This window comes from Stenotrophomonas sp. PD6, from assembly GCF_049199305.1.
Taxonomy (GTDB): domain Bacteria; phylum Pseudomonadota; class Gammaproteobacteria; order Xanthomonadales; family Xanthomonadaceae; genus Stenotrophomonas.
In genome coordinates this window covers 26,381-45,665 of the sequence record NZ_JBLZQD010000002.1, presented here as the reverse complement: position 1 = coordinate 45,665, position 19,285 = coordinate 26,381, and the positions used below count along the sequence as shown (strand labels likewise).

The following is a 19,285-nucleotide window of genomic DNA, read 5'->3' as shown; positions in this document are numbered from 1 at the left end:
ACCAAGGAACCGCGTTACCCCATGGACACCGCGCTGACGCTGACCACCGACATGAAGCTCGTTCTGGGGCTGGTCGGCTTCACGATGGCGATGTTCCTGTTCGAACGCATCCGCGCCGACGTGGTGGCGCTGGTGGTGCTGGTGGTGCTGGGCGTGACCGGCCTGATCGCGCCGGAGGAAATCTTCGGCGGCTTCTCGGGTAATGCGGTGATGAGCATCATCGCCACCACCATCCTCGGTGCGGGCCTGGACCGCACCGGCGCGCTCAACCGGCTGGCCGCGTGGCTGCTGCGGCGCGGCCATGGTGTTGAAACCCGCCTGTTGATGATGACCACGGCGATTGCCGGGTTGAACTCGTCCTTCATGCAGAACCCCTCGGTGATGGCGCTGTACCTGCCGGTGGCCTCGCGCCTGGTGGCGCGTACCGGGCTGACCCTGCAACGGCTGCTGCTGCCGATCGCCGCGGCGATCGTGATGGGCGGCGCGCTGACCATGGTCGGCAATTCGCCGCTGATCCTGCTGAACGATCTGCTGGCCTCGGCCAACAACAACCTGCCCTCGGGCCTGGCCACGATCGAGCCGCTGCGCATGTTCGCACCGCTGCCGATCGGCCTGGCGCTGCTGGCCGCTTCGCTGCTGTACTTCCGCTACTTCGGCGACCGCAAGCTGGTGGAAGAAGAAACGCTGGCCAACGATGGCGTGACGCCGGCGCGCACCGAAAGCTACTTCGCCAAGACCTACGGCATCGAAGGCGATGTGTTCGAGCTGGTGGTCAGCGCGGAAAGCCCGCTGGTGGGCATGACCCTGGGCGAGGCCGAGAACGTGCACGACGCGCCGCTGCTGCTGGCGCTCAAGACCGGCAACGACACCCGCCTGGCGCCACCGGCCGAGATGCGCATCTGGGTGGGCAGCGTGCTGGGCGTGATGGGCAGCCGCCAGCAGGTGGCCGACTTCGCGCAGAACCAGTTCCTGCGCATGTCCTCCCGCCTGAAGCACCTGGGCGACCTGTTCAACCCGAGCCGCGCCGGCATCTCCGAAGCGGTGATTCCGCCGACCTCGGAAGTGATCGGCAAGAGCGCCTCGGAACTGCGCCTGCGCAAGCAGCGCGGGATCAGCCTGCTGGCGATCAACCGCGACAAGCAGGTGATCCGCGAGGACGTGCGCAACGTGCCGCTGCGCGCCGGCGACATGCTGGTGTTCCACAGCATCTGGACCGACCTGGCCCAGGCCGCCAGGAGCCGCGACTTCGTGGTGGTCACCGACTACCCCAAGGGCGAACAGCGCCCGCACAAGTTCAAGATCGCCATGTCGATCTTCGCCATCACCATCCTGATCGCGCTCACCTCGCGGCTGCCGGTGGCGCTGACGCTGATGACCGGCGTGGCCGGCATGCTGCTTACCGGCGTGCTGCGCATGGACGAGGCCTACGCCTCGATCAACTGGAAAACGGTGTTCATGATGGCCGGGCTGATTCCGCTCGGCTGGGCGATGGACAGCAGCGGCGCGGCGGCCTGGGTGGCCGGCCACACCATCGACCGCCTGCCCACCGGCATTCCGGTGTGGGTGCTGGAGATCGCATTGGCACTGCTCACCACGGTGTTCTCGCTGGTGATCAGCCACGTGGGCGCGACCATTGTGATGGTGCCCATCGCGGTCAACCTGGCGCTCGCGGCAGGCGGCAGCCCGACGGCGTTCGCGCTGATCGTGGCGCTGTCGGCGTCGAACAATCTGATGACGGCATCGAACCCGGTGATTTCGATGATCACCGGGCCGGCCAATTACACAGCCGGCGAGTTGTGGCGGGTGGGTGCGCCGTTGTCGTTGATCTACACCATTGTGGTGGTGCTGATGATCAACCTGATGTTCTGACCGGCGTACCGACCAACGGTCGGTACCTACCGGTGGGAAAGCCGACCGTTGGTCGGTATTGCGTCAGGCCAGGAACACCTGGCCGTCGCGGACCTCGAGCGGCACTGCGCGCAGGCGGTCGCCCTTGCACGGGCCGGCCACGCAGGCGCCATCCTGGAGTGAGAACGACGCGCCGTGCGCGGCGCAGACCAGATCGCCAGCCTTGCTCTTGAGGAACTGCCCCGGGGCCCAGTCCAGGCGGCGCCCGGCGTGCGGGCAGATGTTCAGCCAGCCGCGTACAGCGTCGCCGTCGCGGTACAGCACCAGCGATTCGAAATCGCCGTCGATGCCCGCCTCCACCTCGGCAAAACCCCCGTCAGCAATGCGCTCCAGGGCGATCAGGGGGGATGTGGTGGCTTCGGAAACGGACATGGGAACGACACTTCAACACGGGGGCATAGTGTCGCATGCCGTCATCTGACTGGCTCCAGGATGAATGCAAGTCATTGATTTAAAATGAACGCAAAACGCGCTTAACGAGTTTTTCACTCAATGACAGAAACCAGTCGGGATACTGACATCTCGCTGACTTCAGCCAAAGAACCGCCATGTACAACCGCTTCCAGTTCAACCAGTTCCGCACCCTGTTCGCGCCGCGCAAGCCGCGCCACCCGCTCGTGCGCGTGGCGGTGGGTCTGCTCGGCTTGGCGATCCTGGCGGCATTGGTGTTCGTCGGCGTGTTCGTGGGCGCCGCGATGATCATCGCCGGCGTGGCGTGGAAGCTGCTTGCGCAGCGCAAGCAGGCCGGCCGCGCGGCCGACCCGCAGGTGGTGGAAGGCGAGTACCGCGTGGTGCGCAAGCCGGCGCTGCCGTTGTCGCGTTGATCATTGTTGGGTTTGCCGGGTTTGCCGCGTTTGCCGACTAACAGTCGGCACTACAGTCGGCACTACCGCAGCGCTACACTGCGCGTGAACCTTGTCAGCTACAGGACGCGCGCATGACCGATGTAATCCCCACGCCCGAACAGCCCCGCATTCCGGTTGCGGGCGGCGGCACGTTTCCGGTGCGGCGCATCTACTGTGTCGGCCGTAATTTCGCCGACCACGCCAAGGAAATGGGGGCTGCGGTTCCCGCCGCCGATGACCGCGGCCGCCCGATGTTCTTCAGCAAGCCGGCCGATGCGATCGTGGTCGGCCACGACGATGTGATCCCCTACCCGCTGGCCACGCACGACCTGCACCATGAGGTGGAACTGGTGGTCGCGATCGGTCGCGACGCACCCGCCGGTGAACTGCCGGTCGAGCAGGCCGAGGCGCTGGTGTTCGGCTACGGCGTCGGCCTGGACCTGACCCGCCGCGACCTGCAGGCCGCCGCGAAGGCCAAGGGGCATCCGTGGGACCCGGCCAAGGGCTTCGATCAGTCCGCCCCGGTCAGCGAACTGGTGCCGGCGGGCGAAGTGGGTGACCTCGCCGCATTGAACCTGTCGCTGGAAATCAACGGCGAAGTGCGCCAGCAGTCCCTGCTCGACCAGATGATCTGGAACGTGCCGGAAATCCTGCATGAATTGTCCAAGCTCTGGGCGCTGCGCGCCGGCGACCTGGTGTTCATGGGCACGCCCGCCGGCGTGGCCGCATTGAAGCCCGGCGATCGTTTCAGCGCGCGCCTGGAAAACGTGGCCGAACGGCACGGCATCATCGCTGGATGACATTGGCTGGGTTAGGCTGCGGCGTCCTTTGCTACCCCGAAACAGGAGAACCGGATGGGAATGCTGACTGAGTTCAAGGAATTTGCCATGCGTGGCAACGTCATCGACCTGGCGGTCGGTGTCGTCATCGGTGCTGCGTTCGGCAAGATCGTCACTGCGCTGGTGGACAAGATCATCATGCCGCCGCTGGGTTGGCTGATCGGTCGAGTCGATTTCTCCGAGCTGGTGTGGACGCTGGCCCCCGCGCGGCTCGGGCCGGACGGGCAGGAGATTCCAGCGGTGGTGATCGGCTACGGCGATTTCCTGAACACCCTGGTGCAGTTCATCATCGTGGCCTTCGCGATCTTCATGGTCGTCAAGGTGATCAACAAGCTGGCGCGCAAGAAGGAAGCGGCACCGGCCGCACCGGCCGAAGAAGTGCTGCTGCTGCGCGAGATCCGCGACAACCTGAAGAAGTAATGCGTCGTGCCGGCACGGCACGGCAAGGACCGGGTAGGTGCCTACCGTTGGTAGGCACGCCCACGGTGTGACGACCAGCGGTCGTCACCTACCGAAAGGCGCGCGATGCCCGCGCGCATTTGGAAAACAGCGTCTGCCCAACCATGACCTCCCGCCCATGTGCGGCGCGGGCAGGCTGCTAAGCTCGGGGGCTTGAGCCCTGTTCCCCGGAGTCCGTCCCATGCGTCGCCGCGTCCTTGCCATCGCATCTTCCCTCGCCCTGCTGGCCGCGCCGGCCTTCGCCGCGACGGGCACCACTACCCTGCCGCCGAAGTCGTTGGCCACCGCCGCCGAACTGCGCGAGCAGGCCCTGAAGGACGACACCGGCTGGAAGGTGGTGGAATCGCTGACGACCGAGATCGGGCCGCGCATCGCCGGCGGCGAAGCCGATGCCCGTGCGGTGGCCTGGGCCGAAGCCAAGTTCAAGGCGCTGGGCTTCGACAAGGTGTGGAAGGAACCGGTGACCTTCCCGAAGTGGGAACGCCGCAGTGAACAGGCGCATGTGGTGGGCAAGCACGCCCAGCCGCTGGCGATCACCGCGCTGGGCGGCAGCCCGGGCGGCACGGTGGAGGCCGAGGTGGTGCGCTTCGCCGACCTGGCCGCGCTGCAGGCCGCACCCGAAGGTTCACTGAAGGGCAAGATCGCCTTCGTCGATTACCAGATGACCGCCTACCGCGATGGCCGCGACTACGGCAAGGGCGGCGCGGTGCGCAGCAAGGGCCCGTCCGAGGCGATCCGCAAGGGCGCGGTGGGCTTCGTGATGCGTTCGGCCGGTACCGATTCGCACCGCGTGCCGCATACCGGCATCACCCGTTTCGATGATGGCCTGACGCCGGTGCCGTCGGCGGCGCTGTCGGTGCCGGATGCGAACCAGCTGGCGCGGCTGGTTGCCCTGGGCCCGACCACGATCAAGCTGAGCCTCGATTGCGGCTGGGATGGCACGGCCACCTCGTACAACGTGATCGGTGAAATCACCGGGCGCAGCCTGCCCAAGGAAGTGGTGGTGATCGGCGGTCATCTCGATTCCTGGGATCTGGGCACCGGCGCGATCGACGATGGCGCCGGCGTGGCGCTCACGATGGCTGCCGGGCATCTGATCGGCGAGCTCAAGCAGGCACCGAAGCGCACCATCCGCGTGGTGGCGTTCGCCAACGAAGAGCAGGGCCTATACGGCGGCAAGGCGTACGCCGAGGCGCATGCCAAGGACGTTGTGCTGCACCAGTTGGCGGCCGAGAGCGATTTCGGTGCCGGCCGCATCTATGCGTTCAACACCGGCTCGCCGAACCCGGAGCATTCGCGCGAGGCGACCCGGCAGATTGCCGAGGTGCTGAAGCCGCTGGGCATCGAGTACGTCGCCGACAAGGGCGGCCCGGGCCCGGACGTGGGTCCGCTGGCCGCCAAGGGTGGCGCGTGGGCGTGGCTGGCGCAGGACGGGACCGACTACTTCAACCTGCACCACACCGCCGACGACACGCTGGACAAGATCGACCCGGCGGCATTGGCGCAGAACGTGGCCGCGTATGCGGTGTTTGCCTACCTGGCGGCGGAAGCGGATGGCAACTTCGGCAGTGAAGCGAAGGCCACCACGCCGCCCAACGAGTGACAGCGCGAAGCGCTGTCACTCAGGAGCAGCCGTCTAACAGACGGCTCTACCTCTGGTCGGTTGCCGGGACGGCTCCCGTCCACACGCAGGTGCTCGGGCGCTGTTGCGGCTCGGGGCGGTACACCGGGTCCCTGCCCGCCCGCCGGCTCTTCTCATAGTCGCGCAATGCCGCCAACGCCGGCTTCTGCAGCAGCAGCAACGCGACGATGTTGAGCCAGCTCATCAGCCCTACGCCGATGTCGCCCAGCGACCAGGCCACGGTGGCGGTGTTCAACGCCGAATACAGCAACGCCCCGATGAAGCCCAGCCGGAACAGCGTCATCGCCAGCCGCGAGGGGCGGTTGCGGCCGAGGTACACCACGTTGGTTTCGGCGGTGTAGTACAGCGCCAAAATAGTGGTGAACGCGAACGGCAGGATCGCCAGGGCGATGAAGGACTTGCCGAACCCCGGCAGCACCGATTCCACCGCGTGCTGCACGAAGGCCGGGCCTGCTTCCAGCGCCGGTACGTTCGCCACCAGCCACTGCGAGGGCGCGGAGGGGTCATACACGTTGTACGTGCCGGTGGACAGGATCAGGAAGGCGGTAGCGCTGCACACCACCATGGTGTCGATGTAGACCGAACACGCCTGCACCAACCCCTGCTTGACCGGGTGCGAGACCTCTGCCGCCGCCGCCGGATGTGCACCCGTGCCCTGCCCGGCTTCGTTGGACATCACGCCACGCCGCACGCCCCACTGGATCGCGGTGCCGATCATGGCGCCGAACGCGGCGTCCTGCCCGAATGCACTGCGCATGATGAGGGCAAGCATTTCCGGCACGGCGTCCAGGTTGAGCGCCATCACCAGGCCTGCCACCAGCAGGTAGGCCAATGCCATGAACGGCACGATCACCTGCGCGACCTGTGCGATGCGACGCACGCCGCCGAAGATCACCAGTGCCACCACCATGCCGATGGCGGCAGCGCTGAGCCAGCCGGGAACGGCCCAGGCCTCGTCGAGCGCACTGACGATGGCGTTGGATTGGGTGCCCGGCAGCATCAAGCCACACCCGACCACGGTGCTCAGCGCGAACACCACGGCATACCAGCGCTGCCCCAGACCCTTTTCGATGTAATAGGCCGGACCACCGCGATACATGCCGGTGCTGTCGCGCTCTTTGTAGATCTGCGCGAGCGTGGATTCGACGAAGGCGCTGGACGCCCCGAGGAAAGCGACGATCCACATCCAGAAGATCGCACCGGGGCCGCCGTAGGCGATGGCGATCGCCACACCCGCGATGTTGCCCACGCCCACACGGCTGGACAGCGACATGCTCAGTGCCTGGAACGAAGACACCCCGGAGGCGGAACTGCGGCCCTGGAACATGAGCTTGAGCATGTCCGGCAATCCCCGCAGTTGGATGAAGCGGGTGCGTACGCTGAAGTACAGGCCGGCCACCAGGCACAGGGTGACCAGCATGGGGCTCCACACGATGCCCACGATGCGGGCGACGATCTCTTCGAGGTTCATGATCCGCTCCTTGCCCGCATCAGAAGAACATCCCCAAGGCGACCTGGGGATTGATGTAGCTGCCGGTGTTGCGGCCGGCCACGGTGAATTCGACGCCCGCAATCAGGCCCACGTTCGGGCTGAAGTGGTACTGCACGGCCGGCGCGAGCGTGAGGTTGCGGCTGCCCGGCAGGCGCAGGTCGATGCGTTGCGCCGCGCCGTCTTCGCCGGGGGCGTAGCCGCTGAGCTGGCGGTCACTCTGCCGGCTGGCGGCGAATTCAAACACGCCGACCCAGCGCGAATTGAAGCTGTATTCGGCCGCGGCGGAAATACCCAGCAGCGAACCGGGCGCGATGTTGCCGCGGAACCCGTGCGGGGTGCCGTACACGCTGGAGTCGTTGAGCGCCACGCGCGCCGGCGCCGGGCTGGCACTGAGCTGGCCCCGCCAGCGCAGCGGGCGCCCATTGGGCAGCCACACCACCTGCTGCATGCCGAACCCGAAGGTGGTGCGCTGCACGCCGTCGCCCTGCGCGTTGAGCGGATTGCCGTCGATACGGTCATAGCTGCCGGTGGCATAGCGCTGGCTCAGCGACACCGCAATCGCCGGGCGCGTGCCGTCTTCGTTGGGCGCCTGCAGCAGGTACTGCACCTGCGCGGTGGTATCGCCGGCGCGGAACCCGCGGCTGCGCTCGGTACCGGTTTCGGCGCGCGCGGCGCTGAGGTTGATCTGGGCGGTGACGTGCTGGCCCAGCCCGTACGCGATCGGCAGCACGGTGACCCAGGCACTGCTGCGTTCGCCGCTGTCGTGGCGGCGCCCATCACCGTCGTAGTAGCTGTCGCTGTCGACGCGGATCAGATACGGCTCGACATAGGCGTTGCCCTTGGGCATGCCGGCCGGGTTCGGGGTAATCAGCGGACCGGTGAAGTTGACACCGTCCAGGCTGTGCTCGGCGGCGCCGGCAAGGGCTGGCGCGCACAGGCCGACGAGCAGGGCGAAAGAAATCAGGCGTGGGGAACGCGGCGCATGGGGTGTCATGGATAGCTTCCTTGGTGGCAGTAGTGATGCGGCAGACCAGCCCGCCGCAGGGGCAAATCTGCACACGAAGCACCCAAGGAAAAATCGGTAAATCCCGCGACTATTCGAATCTGTGCACGGAGGCACCCACATATGAGCGCATCACGCCAAGAGTTGTCGCGGCGAGACAGGACGTCCAGCCACCTCGGAGTTGTTTCAATCGTCGTGAGCGCTGCAAAAAAAAAGCCCGGCCATCAATGGCCGGGCTACCGGGATTCATCACACCCCACGCGGTGAGCGACACGGACTGACCGTGATCCGGACAACGGCGCCGCACTGGGTGGGTGTCTCTCCTCACCTACACAGTACAGCGCCGCTTTGCACTGTGACGCAGCGCTAAGGCTACGCACTATGCGAAAAATCCGAATCGACTGTAAGCACCACTCCATTGGAGAAGTCGATCACATCACGTAGGGCAGCGCGCGCATGCGTCACCCCGATCAAGCGCACAACGACCCACGGTCGTTGTCTACCGCTGTGCGTACCAATGCGACAACAACACCGCCGTTGCCGACGCCACGTTGAGGCTTTCCACCGCACCGGTGCCGGGAATGGACACCTGCAGATCGCAGGTCTGCGCGAGCGCGCGATCCATGCCTTCGCCTTCGGCGCCCATCACGTACACCAGCCGCGCCGGCAACATGCTCTTGAACAGATCCGCGCCACCTTCCACCAGCGTTGCGGCCAGGCCGAAGCCAGCGTCACGCAGCGCCTGCATGGCCTGCGGCAGTGCCGGCAGGCGCACCAGCGGCACCGCCTCGGCGCCACCTTCGGCCACGCGCGCGGCGGCGCCGGACAGGGCCAGGGTGGAATCGGGCGGCAGCAGCAGACCGGCCACGCCGAAATGCGCCGCCGAGCGCAGGATGGCGCCGAAGTTGTGCGGGTTGCCCACGCCGTCCAGCCACAGCGCCAGCGCCGGCTTGTCGGCCGGCAACGCGGCCAGCCAGTCGTCCAGCGCGATCATCGGCGCACGCAGCACGTCGGCCACCACGCCTTCGTGGTGGGTGGTGGCGGCCAGCTTGTTGAGGTCGCCCTCCTCCACCACGCGGTAGCCCACGCGGTTGGCCACGCACCACTTCAGCAGCGGCTGCAGGCGCGGGATGAGTTCTTCCGCCAGGTACAGCTTGCGCAGGGCCTGCGGGCGGCGCTCGAACAGCGACTGCACGGCATTCCAGCCGTACAGGCGCAGCTCGTCGTTGCCTCGCCCGGGCGGGGGCGGGGTGCCGCCTTCGCGCGGCGGCAGCGGGGTGGCCCGCGGCGGTCGCGCGGACGGGCGGCGGGCGTTCTTCCAGGGATCATTCACTACGGGACTGCTCCAGCTTGCGGTGTCGCCAGAAATCGGCGTTCTTGATGCCCAGGGCATCGGGGTCGAAGGTCGGATCCAGGCCGAGCTTCTTCTGACGTTCGTAATCGCGCAGGGCCGCCAGGGCCGGCTTCTGCACGATCAGGATGGCGATGATGTTCAACCAGGCCATCAGGCCCACGCCGATGTCGCCCAGCGCCCACGCCAGCTTCGCGTTGTGGACGGCACCGAACACTACCATGGCGATGATGCCGACACGCAGGGCCAGCACGGTCAGCGGGCGCTTGCGGTTGTGGTTGATGTACGTGAGGTTGGTTTCGGCCATGTAGTAATAGGCCATGATGGTGGTGAAGGCGAAGAAGAAGATCGCCATGGCCACGAAGCCCGAGCCCCAGCCCGGCAGCACGGTTTCCACTGCGGCCTGCGCGTAGCCCGCGCCTTCGGCCACGCCGGCCAGGCCGGCGAACACCGGCTCGGCGCCTGCCACCGGCGAGTACACGTTGTAGGTACCGGCGGCCAGGATCAGGAAGGCCGTGGAGGTGCACACCATCATGGTGTCGAAATAGACCGCGAACGCCTGCACGTAGCCCTGCTTGGCCGGGTGCGAGACTTCCGACGCGGCGGCGGCGTGCGGACCGGTACCCTGCCCCGCCTCGTTGGCATAGATGCCGCGCTTGACGCCCCACTCCACGGCCAGGCCCATCATCGCGCCGAACGCCGCGTGTGCACCGAAGGCGCTGCTGAACACGGTGCGGAACATGTCCGGCACGCGTTCATAGTTGAGGATCATGATGGTGATGGCCATCAGGATGAAGCCGGCGGCCATGAACGGCACCACCACTTCGGCGAAATTGGCGATGCGCTTGACGCCGCCGAAGATCACCACGCCCAGCAGCAGGGCGACCACGATGCCGATGCCCAGCTTGAGCGCCAGGACCGATTCCATGCCCATGAACTGGCCATCCAGCGGACCGCACAGGGCGCCGCCCCGGCAGGCGTTGATGATGCTGTCGGCGATGGCGTTGGCCTGCACGCCCGGCATCAGGAACCCGGCGGCAATGATCGTGGCCATGGCGAAGGCCATCGCGTACCACTTCAGGCCCATCGCCTTTTCGATGTAGTACGCCGGGCCACCGCGATAGCGGCCTTCGGCATCCTTGGTCTTGTAGATCTGCGCCAGGGTGCACTCGATGTAGGAGGTCGATGCGCCGAGGAAGCCCATCACCCACATCCAGAAGATCGCGCCGGGACCGCCGAAGGCGATGGCGGTGGCGACACCGGCGATGTTGCCGATACCCATGCGCCCGGCCATGGACATGGCCAGCGCCTGGAAGGAGGACACGCCGGCGTCGGACTTTTCGCCCTGTACGGTGAGGCGGCACATCTCGAAGAAGCCCCGCAACTGCATGAAGCGCGTGCGGAAACTGAAGTAAAGGCCGGCGGCCAGGCACAGGAAGATCAGTGCCTTGCTCCAGATGATGCCATTGATGAAATCAACTACTGCTTCCACGCGCTCTCTCCAGTCGGCGGAAAATGAAGGACGTCCCGTCGGCTGGAAGGGACGGGATCGATTCTCCACCATCGAGCGCCAGCCCGATAGGGCCGATGTATCGAGCCGACCGTCGCGCCCCGACCGTTGGTCGGGACGAGGCCAGCCCTCAGAGCAGCCGGTCGCGCACGCGGGCGAAGCGCCGCAGGTCATGCAGCTCCCCACGCTTGAAGACGGCGGCACGCGCGGTGCCCTCTTCCTGGAAGCCGTTGCCCAGCAGCACCTTGGCCGAGCCTTCGTTGAATGACAGCACCTCGGCCTGCAGCCTGAACAGGCGCAGTTCGTCCATGGCCCACGGCGCGAACAGCGCCACCACGCGGGTCATCCAGCCCTGCCCCCAGTACGCCTGGCCCAGCCAATAGCCCAGTTCGGCCGTGTGCCCGCGCTCGGCCACGCCTGGCCGTGCCCCGATGCTGCCGCAGGCGGCACCGTCGATCTCGATGGCCAGGCTGAGCGTGCCCGGGGCCAGGATGCGGCCGCCGAGGAAGGCCTCGCCGTCTTCACGCGTATACGGGAACGGGAAGCGGTCGCCCAGGCCGCGCGAGACCGCCGCGTCGTTGGCATGCCGCAGCAGCGCCTCCAGATCGTCGCTGCGCCAGGGGCGCAGCACGAATCCGTCGCCTTCCAGCCGGGGCTGCCGGTCAGGCATGCCCACCAACCGACGGGGATTCCGCTTCCTGCTTCTCCAGCTCACGCGCCACGGCTTCGGGCGAGCGCGTATACGGTGCCAGCAGCGCATAGAACGCCGGCACCACGAACAGCGACAGGAAGGTGGACACGGTGACGCCGAAGATCACCACGATGCCGATGGTGCCGCGGCTGGCCGAGCCGGGGCCGCCGGCGACCACCAGCGGGATCGCGCCGACCACGGTGGCGATGGACGTCATCAGGATCGGGCGCAGGCGCACCATCGCCGATTCGACGATGGCGCGGTGCACGTCACGCCCCTCATCGCGCAGCTGGTTGGCGAATTCGACGATCAGGATGCCGTTCTTCGCCGCCAGGCCGACCAGCATGACGATGCCGATCTGGCTGAACAGGTTGATGGTCCCCCCGCTGACGTACAGGCCCAGCAGCGCGCCGAGCACGCCCAGCGGCACGGTGAGCATGATCACCAGCGGATGGATGAAGCTCTCGAACTGCGCGGCCAGCACCAGGTACACCACCAGCAGGGCCATGGCGAAGGTGAGCAGCACGGCGCTGCCGGCGTTCTGGTATTCGCGCGATTCGCCCTTCCAGTCGATCTGCGCGTGCTGCGGCAGTTCCTCGCGCGCGGTCTGCTGGGCCCAGGCGATGGCCTCGCCCAACGGGTAGCCCGGCGCCAGGCCGGCGCTGATGGTGATCGAGCGCAGGCGGTTGAAGCGGTTGAGGTTGCCGGCCTCGGCCACTTCGCTGAGCGTGACCAGGTTGGACAGCGGCACCAGTTCGCCGTTGGTGGCGCGCACGCGGATGGCGGCGAGGTCGTCCGGCGTGGCGCGGCCTTCACGACCGGCCTGCACCAGCACGTCGTACTCCTCGCCGTTGTCGACGAAGGTGGTGACGCGGCGCGAGCCCATCATGGTTTCCAGTGCGGAGCCAATCGCGGTGACCGACACGCCCAGGTCGGCCGCACGCTGGCGGTCGATGTTCACCCGCATCTGCGGCCGGGTTTCCTTGTAGTCCGAATCGGGACCGACCAGGCCGGGGTTGTCGGCCATGCGCGCCAGCATGCGGTCGCGCCACTGCGCGATCTCGGCGTACTCAGGGCCGCCCAGCACGATCTGGAACGGCTGCCCCTGGCTGCGCACCAGGCCGCCACCGACCTGCGTGCGCACGCGCACGCCACGGATGCCATCCAGATCCTTCTGCAGTTCGGCGGCCACTTCGGGGGTGGCGGTGGTGCGTTCGCGCCACGGCTGCAGGAACACGCTGATGCGGCCGGTGTGCATTTCTTCGCTTGCGCCGAAGCCACCGGGCACGCGCGGGTTGGCGCGCACGATCGGCTTGTCGTCGCCGACGTAGCCGGCCACGATCTTCTCCACCTGCTGCACCTGGCCCACGGTGTAGTCGTAGCCGGCGCCTTCGGGGCCGTCGATCATGATCTGGAACGAACCACGGTCTTCGGCCGGGGCCAGTTCGGAGGGCAGCACCTTGAGCAGCAGCGCGCTGGCGGCCAGCGACAGCAGCATCACCACCGCGTAGATCCAGGTCTTGCCCACGTGCTTGTCGAGCACGCGCCCGTACGCGGCCGAGACGCGATCCAGATTGCGGTTGATCAGCCCGTGCAGGCCCTTCGGCGGCTGGCCGGTGTGCGGCTTGAGCAGCTTGGAGGCCATCATCGGGGTGAGCGTCAGCGACACAAACGCCGACAGCGCCACGGCCGCGGCCAGCGCCACGGCCAGTTCGCGGAACAGGCGGCCGGTGTTGCCTTCCAGGAAGCCGACCGGCAGGAACACCGCGACCAGCACCGCGGTGGTGGCGATGACCGCGAAGGCGACCTGCGCGGTACCCCGCTTGGAGGCGACCAGCGGCGGCTCGCCCAGGTCGATGCGGCGCTGCACGTTTTCGACCACCACGATGGCATCGTCCACCACCAGGCCGATACACAGCACCAGCGCCAGCAGGGTGAGCAGGTTGATGGAGAAGCCGAAGGCATACAGCGCGATGAACGCGGCGACCAGGCACACAGGCACGGTCACGGCCGGAATCAGCGCGGCGCGGAAGCTGCCCAGGAACAGCCAGATCACCACCAGCACCAGAAGCATGGCTTCCACCAGCGTGGCGTAGACGCGGTCCACCGCCGCTTCGATGAAGGTGGTGTTGTCGAAGGCCACGAAGATGTGGGTGCCTTCGGGCAGGGTCTGCCCTACCCGCTCGGCCTCGGCGCGCGCGACGCGGGCGACGTCCAGCGAGTTGGCGGTGGAGGTCTTGACGATGCCCAGGCCGATGCCCGGCTCACCGTTGCTGCGGTAGTACGCGCGGCGCTCGGAAGAGGCCAGCTCGATCTTCGCCACGTCGCCCATGCGCACGACGTAGCCGTCGGCGCCCTTGCCCAGCGGGATGGTCGCGAAGTCTTCCGGCTTCACGTAGTTGCGCTCCACGCGCAGGGTGAAGTCGCGGTCGGCCGATTCGATGCGGCCGGCCGGCAGTTCGACGTTCTCGTTGCGCAGCGCGGTTTCGACATCGCCCACGGTGAGGCCGCGCGCGGCCAGCTGGTCGCGGTCCAGCCAGATGCGCATGGCGTAGCGCTGGCGGCCGCCGATGCGGACCTGGGCCACGCCATCGAGGCTGGAGAACCGGTCGACCACGTAGCGGTCGGCGTAGTCGCTCAGCTCCAGCGTGTCCATGCTGGAGGAGGTCATGTTGAACCAGATGATCGGGTCGGCGTCGCTCTCGACCTTGGCGATTTCCGGCGGCCGCGCCTCTTCCGGCATGCGGTCGGCCACGCGGCTGACGGCGTCGCGGACATCGTTGGCGGCGGCTTCGATGTCGCGGTTGGAGGTGAATTCGATGCTGACCTGGGCGCGGCCGTTGGAGCTGCGCGCGTTGATGGTGTCGATGCCTTCGATGCCGGCCAGGGCGTCTTCCAGCACCTGGGTGATGCGGCTTTCGATGACGGCCGCCGACGCGCCGGTGTAGTCGACCGACACCGAGACGATCGGCGGGTCGATCGCCGGCAGCTCGCGCAGGGTCAGGCGGGTGAACGACATGATGCCCAGCACGACCAGCAGCAGGCTCATCACCACGGCGAACACCGGCCGCTGGATGGAGATGTTGGAGAGCTTCATCCGGCGGTGCCGCTCGGGGCCACGGCGGCGGTCGCGCCGGTCGGGGCGCGGGTGGTGCCTGCAGGCGCCGGTGCAGTGGCTTTTTCAGCCGGTGCGTCGACCGGGCTGGCCGCAGGAGACGTGGCAGGCCCAGGGGCCGACGGGGTGGCTGCCGGCGCGGCGCTGTCATTGACCTTCAGGCCGGGGCGCAGCTTGCCGGTGCCGTCGACGACGATGCGTTCGCCGGCCTTGAGCCCTTCGCGGATTTCGACGACGCCCGAACGGCGCGCGCCGCTGACCACGTCGAGGCGCTCCACGGTGTGGTCGGGCTTGACGCGGAACACGTACGAGTCGCGCCCCACCTGGACCACGGCGATTTCGGGAATCACCACGGCCTGGCGCTCGGGGCGGAACATGCGCACGTCGAGCAGCATGCCCGGGCGCAGCGCATGGTCGGCGTTGATGAAGTCGGCGCGCACGGTCACGGCGCGGGTGCCCGGATCGACACGGGTGTCGATGGTGGCCACCTCGCCCTCGAAGGTACGGCCCGGGTAAGCCACGCTGGTGGCGCTGACCTTGTCACCCTTGGACAACGAGGCCAGTTCCGCCTCGGGCACCTGGAAGTCGACGTGCATGCGCTCGATGTCGTCGAGGGTGGCGATGACGGTGGTCGGCGTGACCAGCGATCCTTCGCTGACCTGGCGGATGCCGAGCACCCCGGCGAACGGCGCGCGGACCCGGCGGTCGCCGATGTCCGACTGCATTTCGCGCACGCGGGCGTCGGCGGCATCGCGGATGGCGCGCTGGGTGTCCAGCGTCGCGCTGGCAACGAGCTGCTGGGCGGCCAGTTCACGCTGGCGCTTGTAGAGCTGGTCGGCCTCGGCGAAGGTGGCCTGGGCCTGCAGCAGGGCGGCCTCCTGGGCCTGGCCGCGCAGCGTGACCAGCGGCGTGCCGGCCGACACCTGCTGGCCGCTTTCGAAGTGCACGGTCTCGATGATCTCGCTGACCTTGGCGGTGATCGTGACCGACTCACGCGCCTTGGCCGTGCCGAGCGCCTGCAGGGTGTCGCTCCATGCGGAGGTCTGAACCACCTGGGTGGTCACCGGCACGACGTCGGCCTGCCGACGGCCGGCTTCCTGCTTGCCGCCACACCCGGCCAGGATGGCCAGGCCGAGGCCGGCAATGATGCGTGCGGTGATGCGTCCCGACATGAAGTACAGCCCTTGATGTTCCACGACCGGCAAGTGTAGCCACCGCCTGCGTCAGGCATATGTGCCAAGCGTTTACCGGCCCCTTCACATCGCCGGGTGACAGGCGCAACCCCTTTCGTGCTGGGGGCTGCGCGGCATGTAACGGCATGTGTCAGCGCATGTCGGATTGCGTCTCGGGGACTGGGGTGCAACGGCGAAAAGCCTGCATTTCCGTTGTTACGTGCCGGGAGGCCGACGGGCAGCCCCCTACGGGACACGCCGTAAACCCGTCCTTGGGGGCTTGTCGAAAACATCCATGTTTTCGACAGTCCCTACGGTGGCTACCCGCCGGCCTCCCCCATCGATGGTCGTGGGCGGAAAGAAGAGCGGCCAGGCACACCTTTAGTAGCGGTAATTCACCTTCATCCATGCGGTGCGACCGGGTTCGTTGATGCGCACCGGATCGGCCGGGAAGCCGAAATCGGCACTACCGGCCAGGTTGAGATGCTCGCTGTAGGCGCGGTCGAACAGGTTGTCGATGCCTGCGCTGAGCTGCAGCGCACCGCTGATCCGATAGCCTGCATTGAGCGCCAGCGTGGCGAACCCGGCGCTTGGCCCCAGGTCGCGGGCGACCACGTTGCCCTGCCCGGGCGCTACCCGGTTCTGGCGGGTCACCGCACGGGCGAGCACGCCCGCGCTCCAGCGCGCGCCTTCCCAGCCGCCGCTCAGCCGTGCTTCCAGCGGCGGCATCTGCGGCAGCGCGCCGCCGTCGCTGCGGTTCTCGCCCCAGGCATAGGCCAGCGTGCCACCCAGCTTCCAGCCCTCGCCCAGCGCGAACTCCGCACCCGCCTCGGCGCCGGCAATGCGCGCATCGACATTGGTCGCCTGCGTGGTGCTGCCCATCATGCCGCCGTCGCGGTAGGTGAACAGGATGTAGTCCTGAATGCGCCCGGCATACGCCGACACCCATGCATTCACCCGTGCATCGCGGTACTGCAGGCCGATATCAAGTTGGGTGGTCTTCTCCGGCTGCACCGCACTGAAGGCGTTGACGCTGCCGGCCGGACCCAGCGTCGGGGAGAACAGCTCCCAGTAGTCCGGCATGCGCTCGCTGTGGCCGACGCCGGCATACGTGGTCAGCGCGCTGCTGACATCGCGTTCGAACCGCAGGAAGCCACTGCCCAGGTCTTCGCGGCGGCGCTGCCCTGCCGTGGGGTTGGGCATCGCCATCATGCCGGTGGTCGCGCGCTCATCGGTCACCTCGGCGCGGTCGATGCGCAGCCCGCCCACCCAGCGCTGCGGCGTGCCTTCGCCCAGCGTGATTTCGGTGAACACACCCTGGTTTTTCTGCCGTGCATCGGTCGACCAGGGTGTCTGCCGGTAGGTGTTGCGGCCCATGCCGTTGCGACTGCGGTGGCGGCTGTCCAGCGCGTCCACGCCGGCCACGAGGGCGATGTCCTGCCAGCGCCATTCCGAGGCAATGCGGCCGCCGGTCGTGCGGCGGTCCACGTTCGCCGCCATCGGCATGGGCATGCTGCTGTCCGGGTTCGGCGTGCGCAGCGTGTAGTTGTCCATCACGTGGTCGGCGTCGTTGTAGAACACGTTGGCCTGCAGCTTGTCCCACGCACCGGGCAGGTTGTCGCGCTCGAAGCGTGCCGCGTAGCTGGTGCGCTTGAACGCCGCGCCGTCCATGCCGCGCCCGGCATACCGCGCGATCGCATCGCCAGTACCGGCCGACAGCTCCAGCACTGTATCGGCATCGGGCGTCCAGCCGACGGCCACATCACTGTTCCACTTGCGCCACTTCGACGGCACCACGTCGCCGTTGCCGTCCTTGTAGTCGTCGGCTTCGGAACGGTTGCCGTTGACCCGCACATAGCCCTGCGATGCGCCGGCGGTGAGGTCCAGCACCTGGTCGTTGCGGTTGCGCGAGCCGACCAGCGCGCTGGCGTCCACATCGATCCCCGGTGCGTCGAAGCGCGGCGTATCGCGTTCGAAGCGCACCGTGCCGGCCGATGCGCCGGCGCCCCAGCGCACGCTCTGCGGGCCCTTGATGATGGTCAGCCGGTCGAACGTTTCCGGCGCGATGTAGGACAGCGGATTGTCCATCCGCGAGGGGCAGGCGCCGATGAGGTTGCCTTCGTTGCTGACGATGTTCAGGCGCGAACCGAACATGCCGCGCAGCACCGGGTCGCCGTTGGTGCCGCCATTGCGGATGGCGGCGAAGCCGGGCACGGTCTTGAGGTAATCGGCACCGTCGCTGGCCGGCACGGGCTGGCGCGGCAGGCGCGGGTCGGTCACCCAGTGCAGCGGTGACGACGGCGCGCTGGCGGTCACCACCAGGGTGTCGAGGGTGCGGGCATCGTCGCGCTCGGCGGCCTGCAGCGGCAGCGCCGCCAGCGCGAGCGAGAGGGAAACAGACAGGCGCGTCATTGCGCCCGCGCTGCGGGAGGAAAGCTTCATGGTGGAACTCCGGAAAACGCACAGGCGCGCGGCGCCATGACGGCGTCGCGCAGCAGGAAGACGAAGGGGCGGTTTCAGGCGTGAAGCGGGGGGCCGCGTGCGGCGTGGGCGGGCCAGCGCAGGCTGCGCGGGAGAACGACGGCGCGCAGCAGCGTCGGCGCGATCACCGGCAGCGCCGGCAACAACAGGATCAGCACCGCCAGCCACGGCATCAGTCGCGAGGCCATCATGCAGTACTCGCAGGCCTCGCCATGCCCGGCGTGGGGGTCGACCGCCGCGGCGGGTGCGGTGTGGGCTGCCGCAGCGGCCTCACTGGACATCTCGTGCAACGACGTACCGTGCATCGGCATGGCATGCGCCGGCATCGCGTGCGGGGTCATCCCGTGGTGCGACATGCCGGCGCCGGCAGCCTCAACCGGCATCACATGGGCCATGCCACCGGGCATGAGCATCACCGGATCGCCGTGCGCCTGTTGCCAGCGGCTCACCAGCGGCGCCAGCGCCATCAGCAACGTCGCCACGAAGGCGAGCTGCAGCAGGACGGCATATGGGCGGCGACGGCGGTTCACCCCGCCATGGTAGCGCCCCGTATCCGGGTGGTCCCGGTCACCCCGTGCGACCAACCGTCGCAGAGGGCCGGCCAACGGCCGGCGCTACCGAGGGCTGGGCCTTTGATTGATTTATCCGGATCCCAATGGGCCCGTATGAATTCGTAGCCCCGGCCGTTGGCCGGACACCGCGCGCAGCGCGGCACAAACATCCAAAACCCGTAAAACGTCGGCGGTCACTCTCCCACCGACGTTTAGCCCAACCGAA

General features: G+C 67.7%; 14 protein-coding genes and 1 pseudogene. 5 read left to right on the top strand and 10 right to left on the bottom strand.

The window, feature by feature from the left end:
* Nucleotides 1–21 precede the first annotated feature (21 nt).
* Nucleotides 22–1,869, top strand: a complete 1,848-nt coding sequence (locus tag ACOZHM_RS03200; protein WP_421567514.1) for an SLC13 family permease — start codon at nt 22–24, stop codon at nt 1,867–1,869.
* A gap of 63 nt (nt 1,870–1,932) precedes the next feature.
* On the opposite strand, the gene ACOZHM_RS03195 is transcribed toward ACOZHM_RS03200, so the two are convergent.
* Nucleotides 1,933–2,280, bottom strand: coding sequence for a Rieske (2Fe-2S) protein (locus ACOZHM_RS03195; RefSeq protein WP_421567513.1), 348 nt, complete (start codon nt 2,278–2,280; stop codon nt 1,933–1,935).
* A gap of 176 nt (nt 2,281–2,456) precedes the next feature.
* Here ACOZHM_RS03195 and ACOZHM_RS03190 point away from each other — a divergent pair, with 176 nt between their 5' ends.
* From ACOZHM_RS03190 to ACOZHM_RS03175, 4 genes are all read left to right on the top strand, one after another.
* The gene (locus ACOZHM_RS03190; RefSeq protein ID WP_421567512.1) at nt 2,457–2,732 is read left to right on the top strand and encodes a hypothetical protein; all 276 of its coding nucleotides are present in this window, start codon (nt 2,457–2,459) and stop codon (nt 2,730–2,732) included.
* Between the two features lie 113 nt (nt 2,733–2,845).
* Nucleotides 2,846–3,553: a fumarylacetoacetate hydrolase family protein gene (locus ACOZHM_RS03185; RefSeq protein WP_421567511.1), complete on the top strand. Its 708-nt coding sequence runs from the start codon at nt 2,846–2,848 to the stop codon at nt 3,551–3,553.
* 54 nt (nt 3,554–3,607) lie between these two features.
* Nucleotides 3,608–4,012: a large-conductance mechanosensitive channel protein MscL gene (gene mscL, locus ACOZHM_RS03180; RefSeq protein ID WP_421567510.1), complete on the top strand. Its 405-nt coding sequence runs from the start codon at nt 3,608–3,610 to the stop codon at nt 4,010–4,012.
* A 220-nt stretch (nt 4,013–4,232) separates the two neighbouring features.
* A complete protein-coding gene (locus ACOZHM_RS03175; protein ID WP_421567509.1) occupies nt 4,233–5,654 on the top strand; it encodes a M20/M25/M40 family metallo-hydrolase in 1,422 nt (473 codons plus the stop codon).
* A 46-nt stretch (nt 5,655–5,700) separates the two neighbouring features.
* Here ACOZHM_RS03175 and ACOZHM_RS03170 read toward each other — a convergent pair whose 3' ends face one another.
* The 9 genes and pseudogenes from ACOZHM_RS03170 to ACOZHM_RS03130 form a co-directional block, all read right to left on the bottom strand.
* Complete coding sequence (locus tag ACOZHM_RS03170; RefSeq protein ID WP_421567508.1) at nt 5,701–7,164, bottom strand: alanine/glycine:cation symporter family protein; 1,464 nt, start codon at nt 7,162–7,164, stop codon at nt 5,701–5,703.
* Nucleotides 7,165–7,183: 19 nt separating this feature from the next.
* Nucleotides 7,184–8,179 carry a hypothetical protein gene (locus tag ACOZHM_RS03165; RefSeq protein WP_421567507.1) on the bottom strand — a complete coding sequence of 332 codons (996 nt, stop codon included), beginning with the start codon at nt 8,177–8,179 and terminating at the stop codon, nt 7,184–7,186.
* A 508-nt stretch (nt 8,180–8,687) separates the two neighbouring features.
* Nucleotides 8,688–9,521 carry a TrmH family RNA methyltransferase gene (locus ACOZHM_RS03160; protein ID WP_421567506.1) on the bottom strand — a complete coding sequence of 278 codons (834 nt, stop codon included), beginning with the start codon at nt 9,519–9,521 and terminating at the stop codon, nt 8,688–8,690.
* Nucleotides 9,514–11,031 carry an alanine/glycine:cation symporter family protein gene (locus ACOZHM_RS03155; protein ID WP_421567505.1) on the bottom strand — a complete coding sequence of 506 codons (1,518 nt, stop codon included), beginning with the start codon at nt 11,029–11,031 and terminating at the stop codon, nt 9,514–9,516. The genes ACOZHM_RS03160 and ACOZHM_RS03155 overlap by 8 nt, the downstream gene beginning before the upstream one ends.
* A 148-nt stretch (nt 11,032–11,179) precedes the next feature.
* Nucleotides 11,180–11,719 (bottom strand): GNAT family N-acetyltransferase, encoded by a 540-nt coding sequence (locus tag ACOZHM_RS03150; protein ID WP_421567504.1) that lies wholly within the window; start codon nt 11,717–11,719, stop codon nt 11,180–11,182.
* Nucleotides 11,712–14,837 (bottom strand): efflux RND transporter permease subunit, encoded by a 3,126-nt coding sequence (locus ACOZHM_RS03145; RefSeq protein ID WP_421567503.1) that lies wholly within the window; start codon nt 14,835–14,837, stop codon nt 11,712–11,714. Before ACOZHM_RS03145 ends, ACOZHM_RS03150 begins: the two co-directional genes overlap by 8 nt.
* A 146-nt stretch (nt 14,838–14,983) precedes the next feature.
* A pseudogene (locus ACOZHM_RS03140) lies at nt 14,984–16,027 on the bottom strand (efflux RND transporter periplasmic adaptor subunit); the annotation flags it as partial.
* A 381-nt stretch (nt 16,028–16,408) separates the two neighbouring features.
* Nucleotides 16,409–18,469, bottom strand: a complete 2,061-nt coding sequence (locus ACOZHM_RS03135; protein ID WP_421567502.1) for a TonB-dependent copper receptor — start codon at nt 18,467–18,469, stop codon at nt 16,409–16,411.
* Nucleotides 18,470–18,543: 74 nt separating this feature from the next.
* A complete protein-coding gene (locus ACOZHM_RS03130) occupies nt 18,544–19,038 on the bottom strand; it encodes a DUF2946 family protein (RefSeq protein ID WP_421567501.1) in 495 nt (164 codons plus the stop codon).
* Nucleotides 19,039–19,285 lie beyond the last annotated feature (247 nt).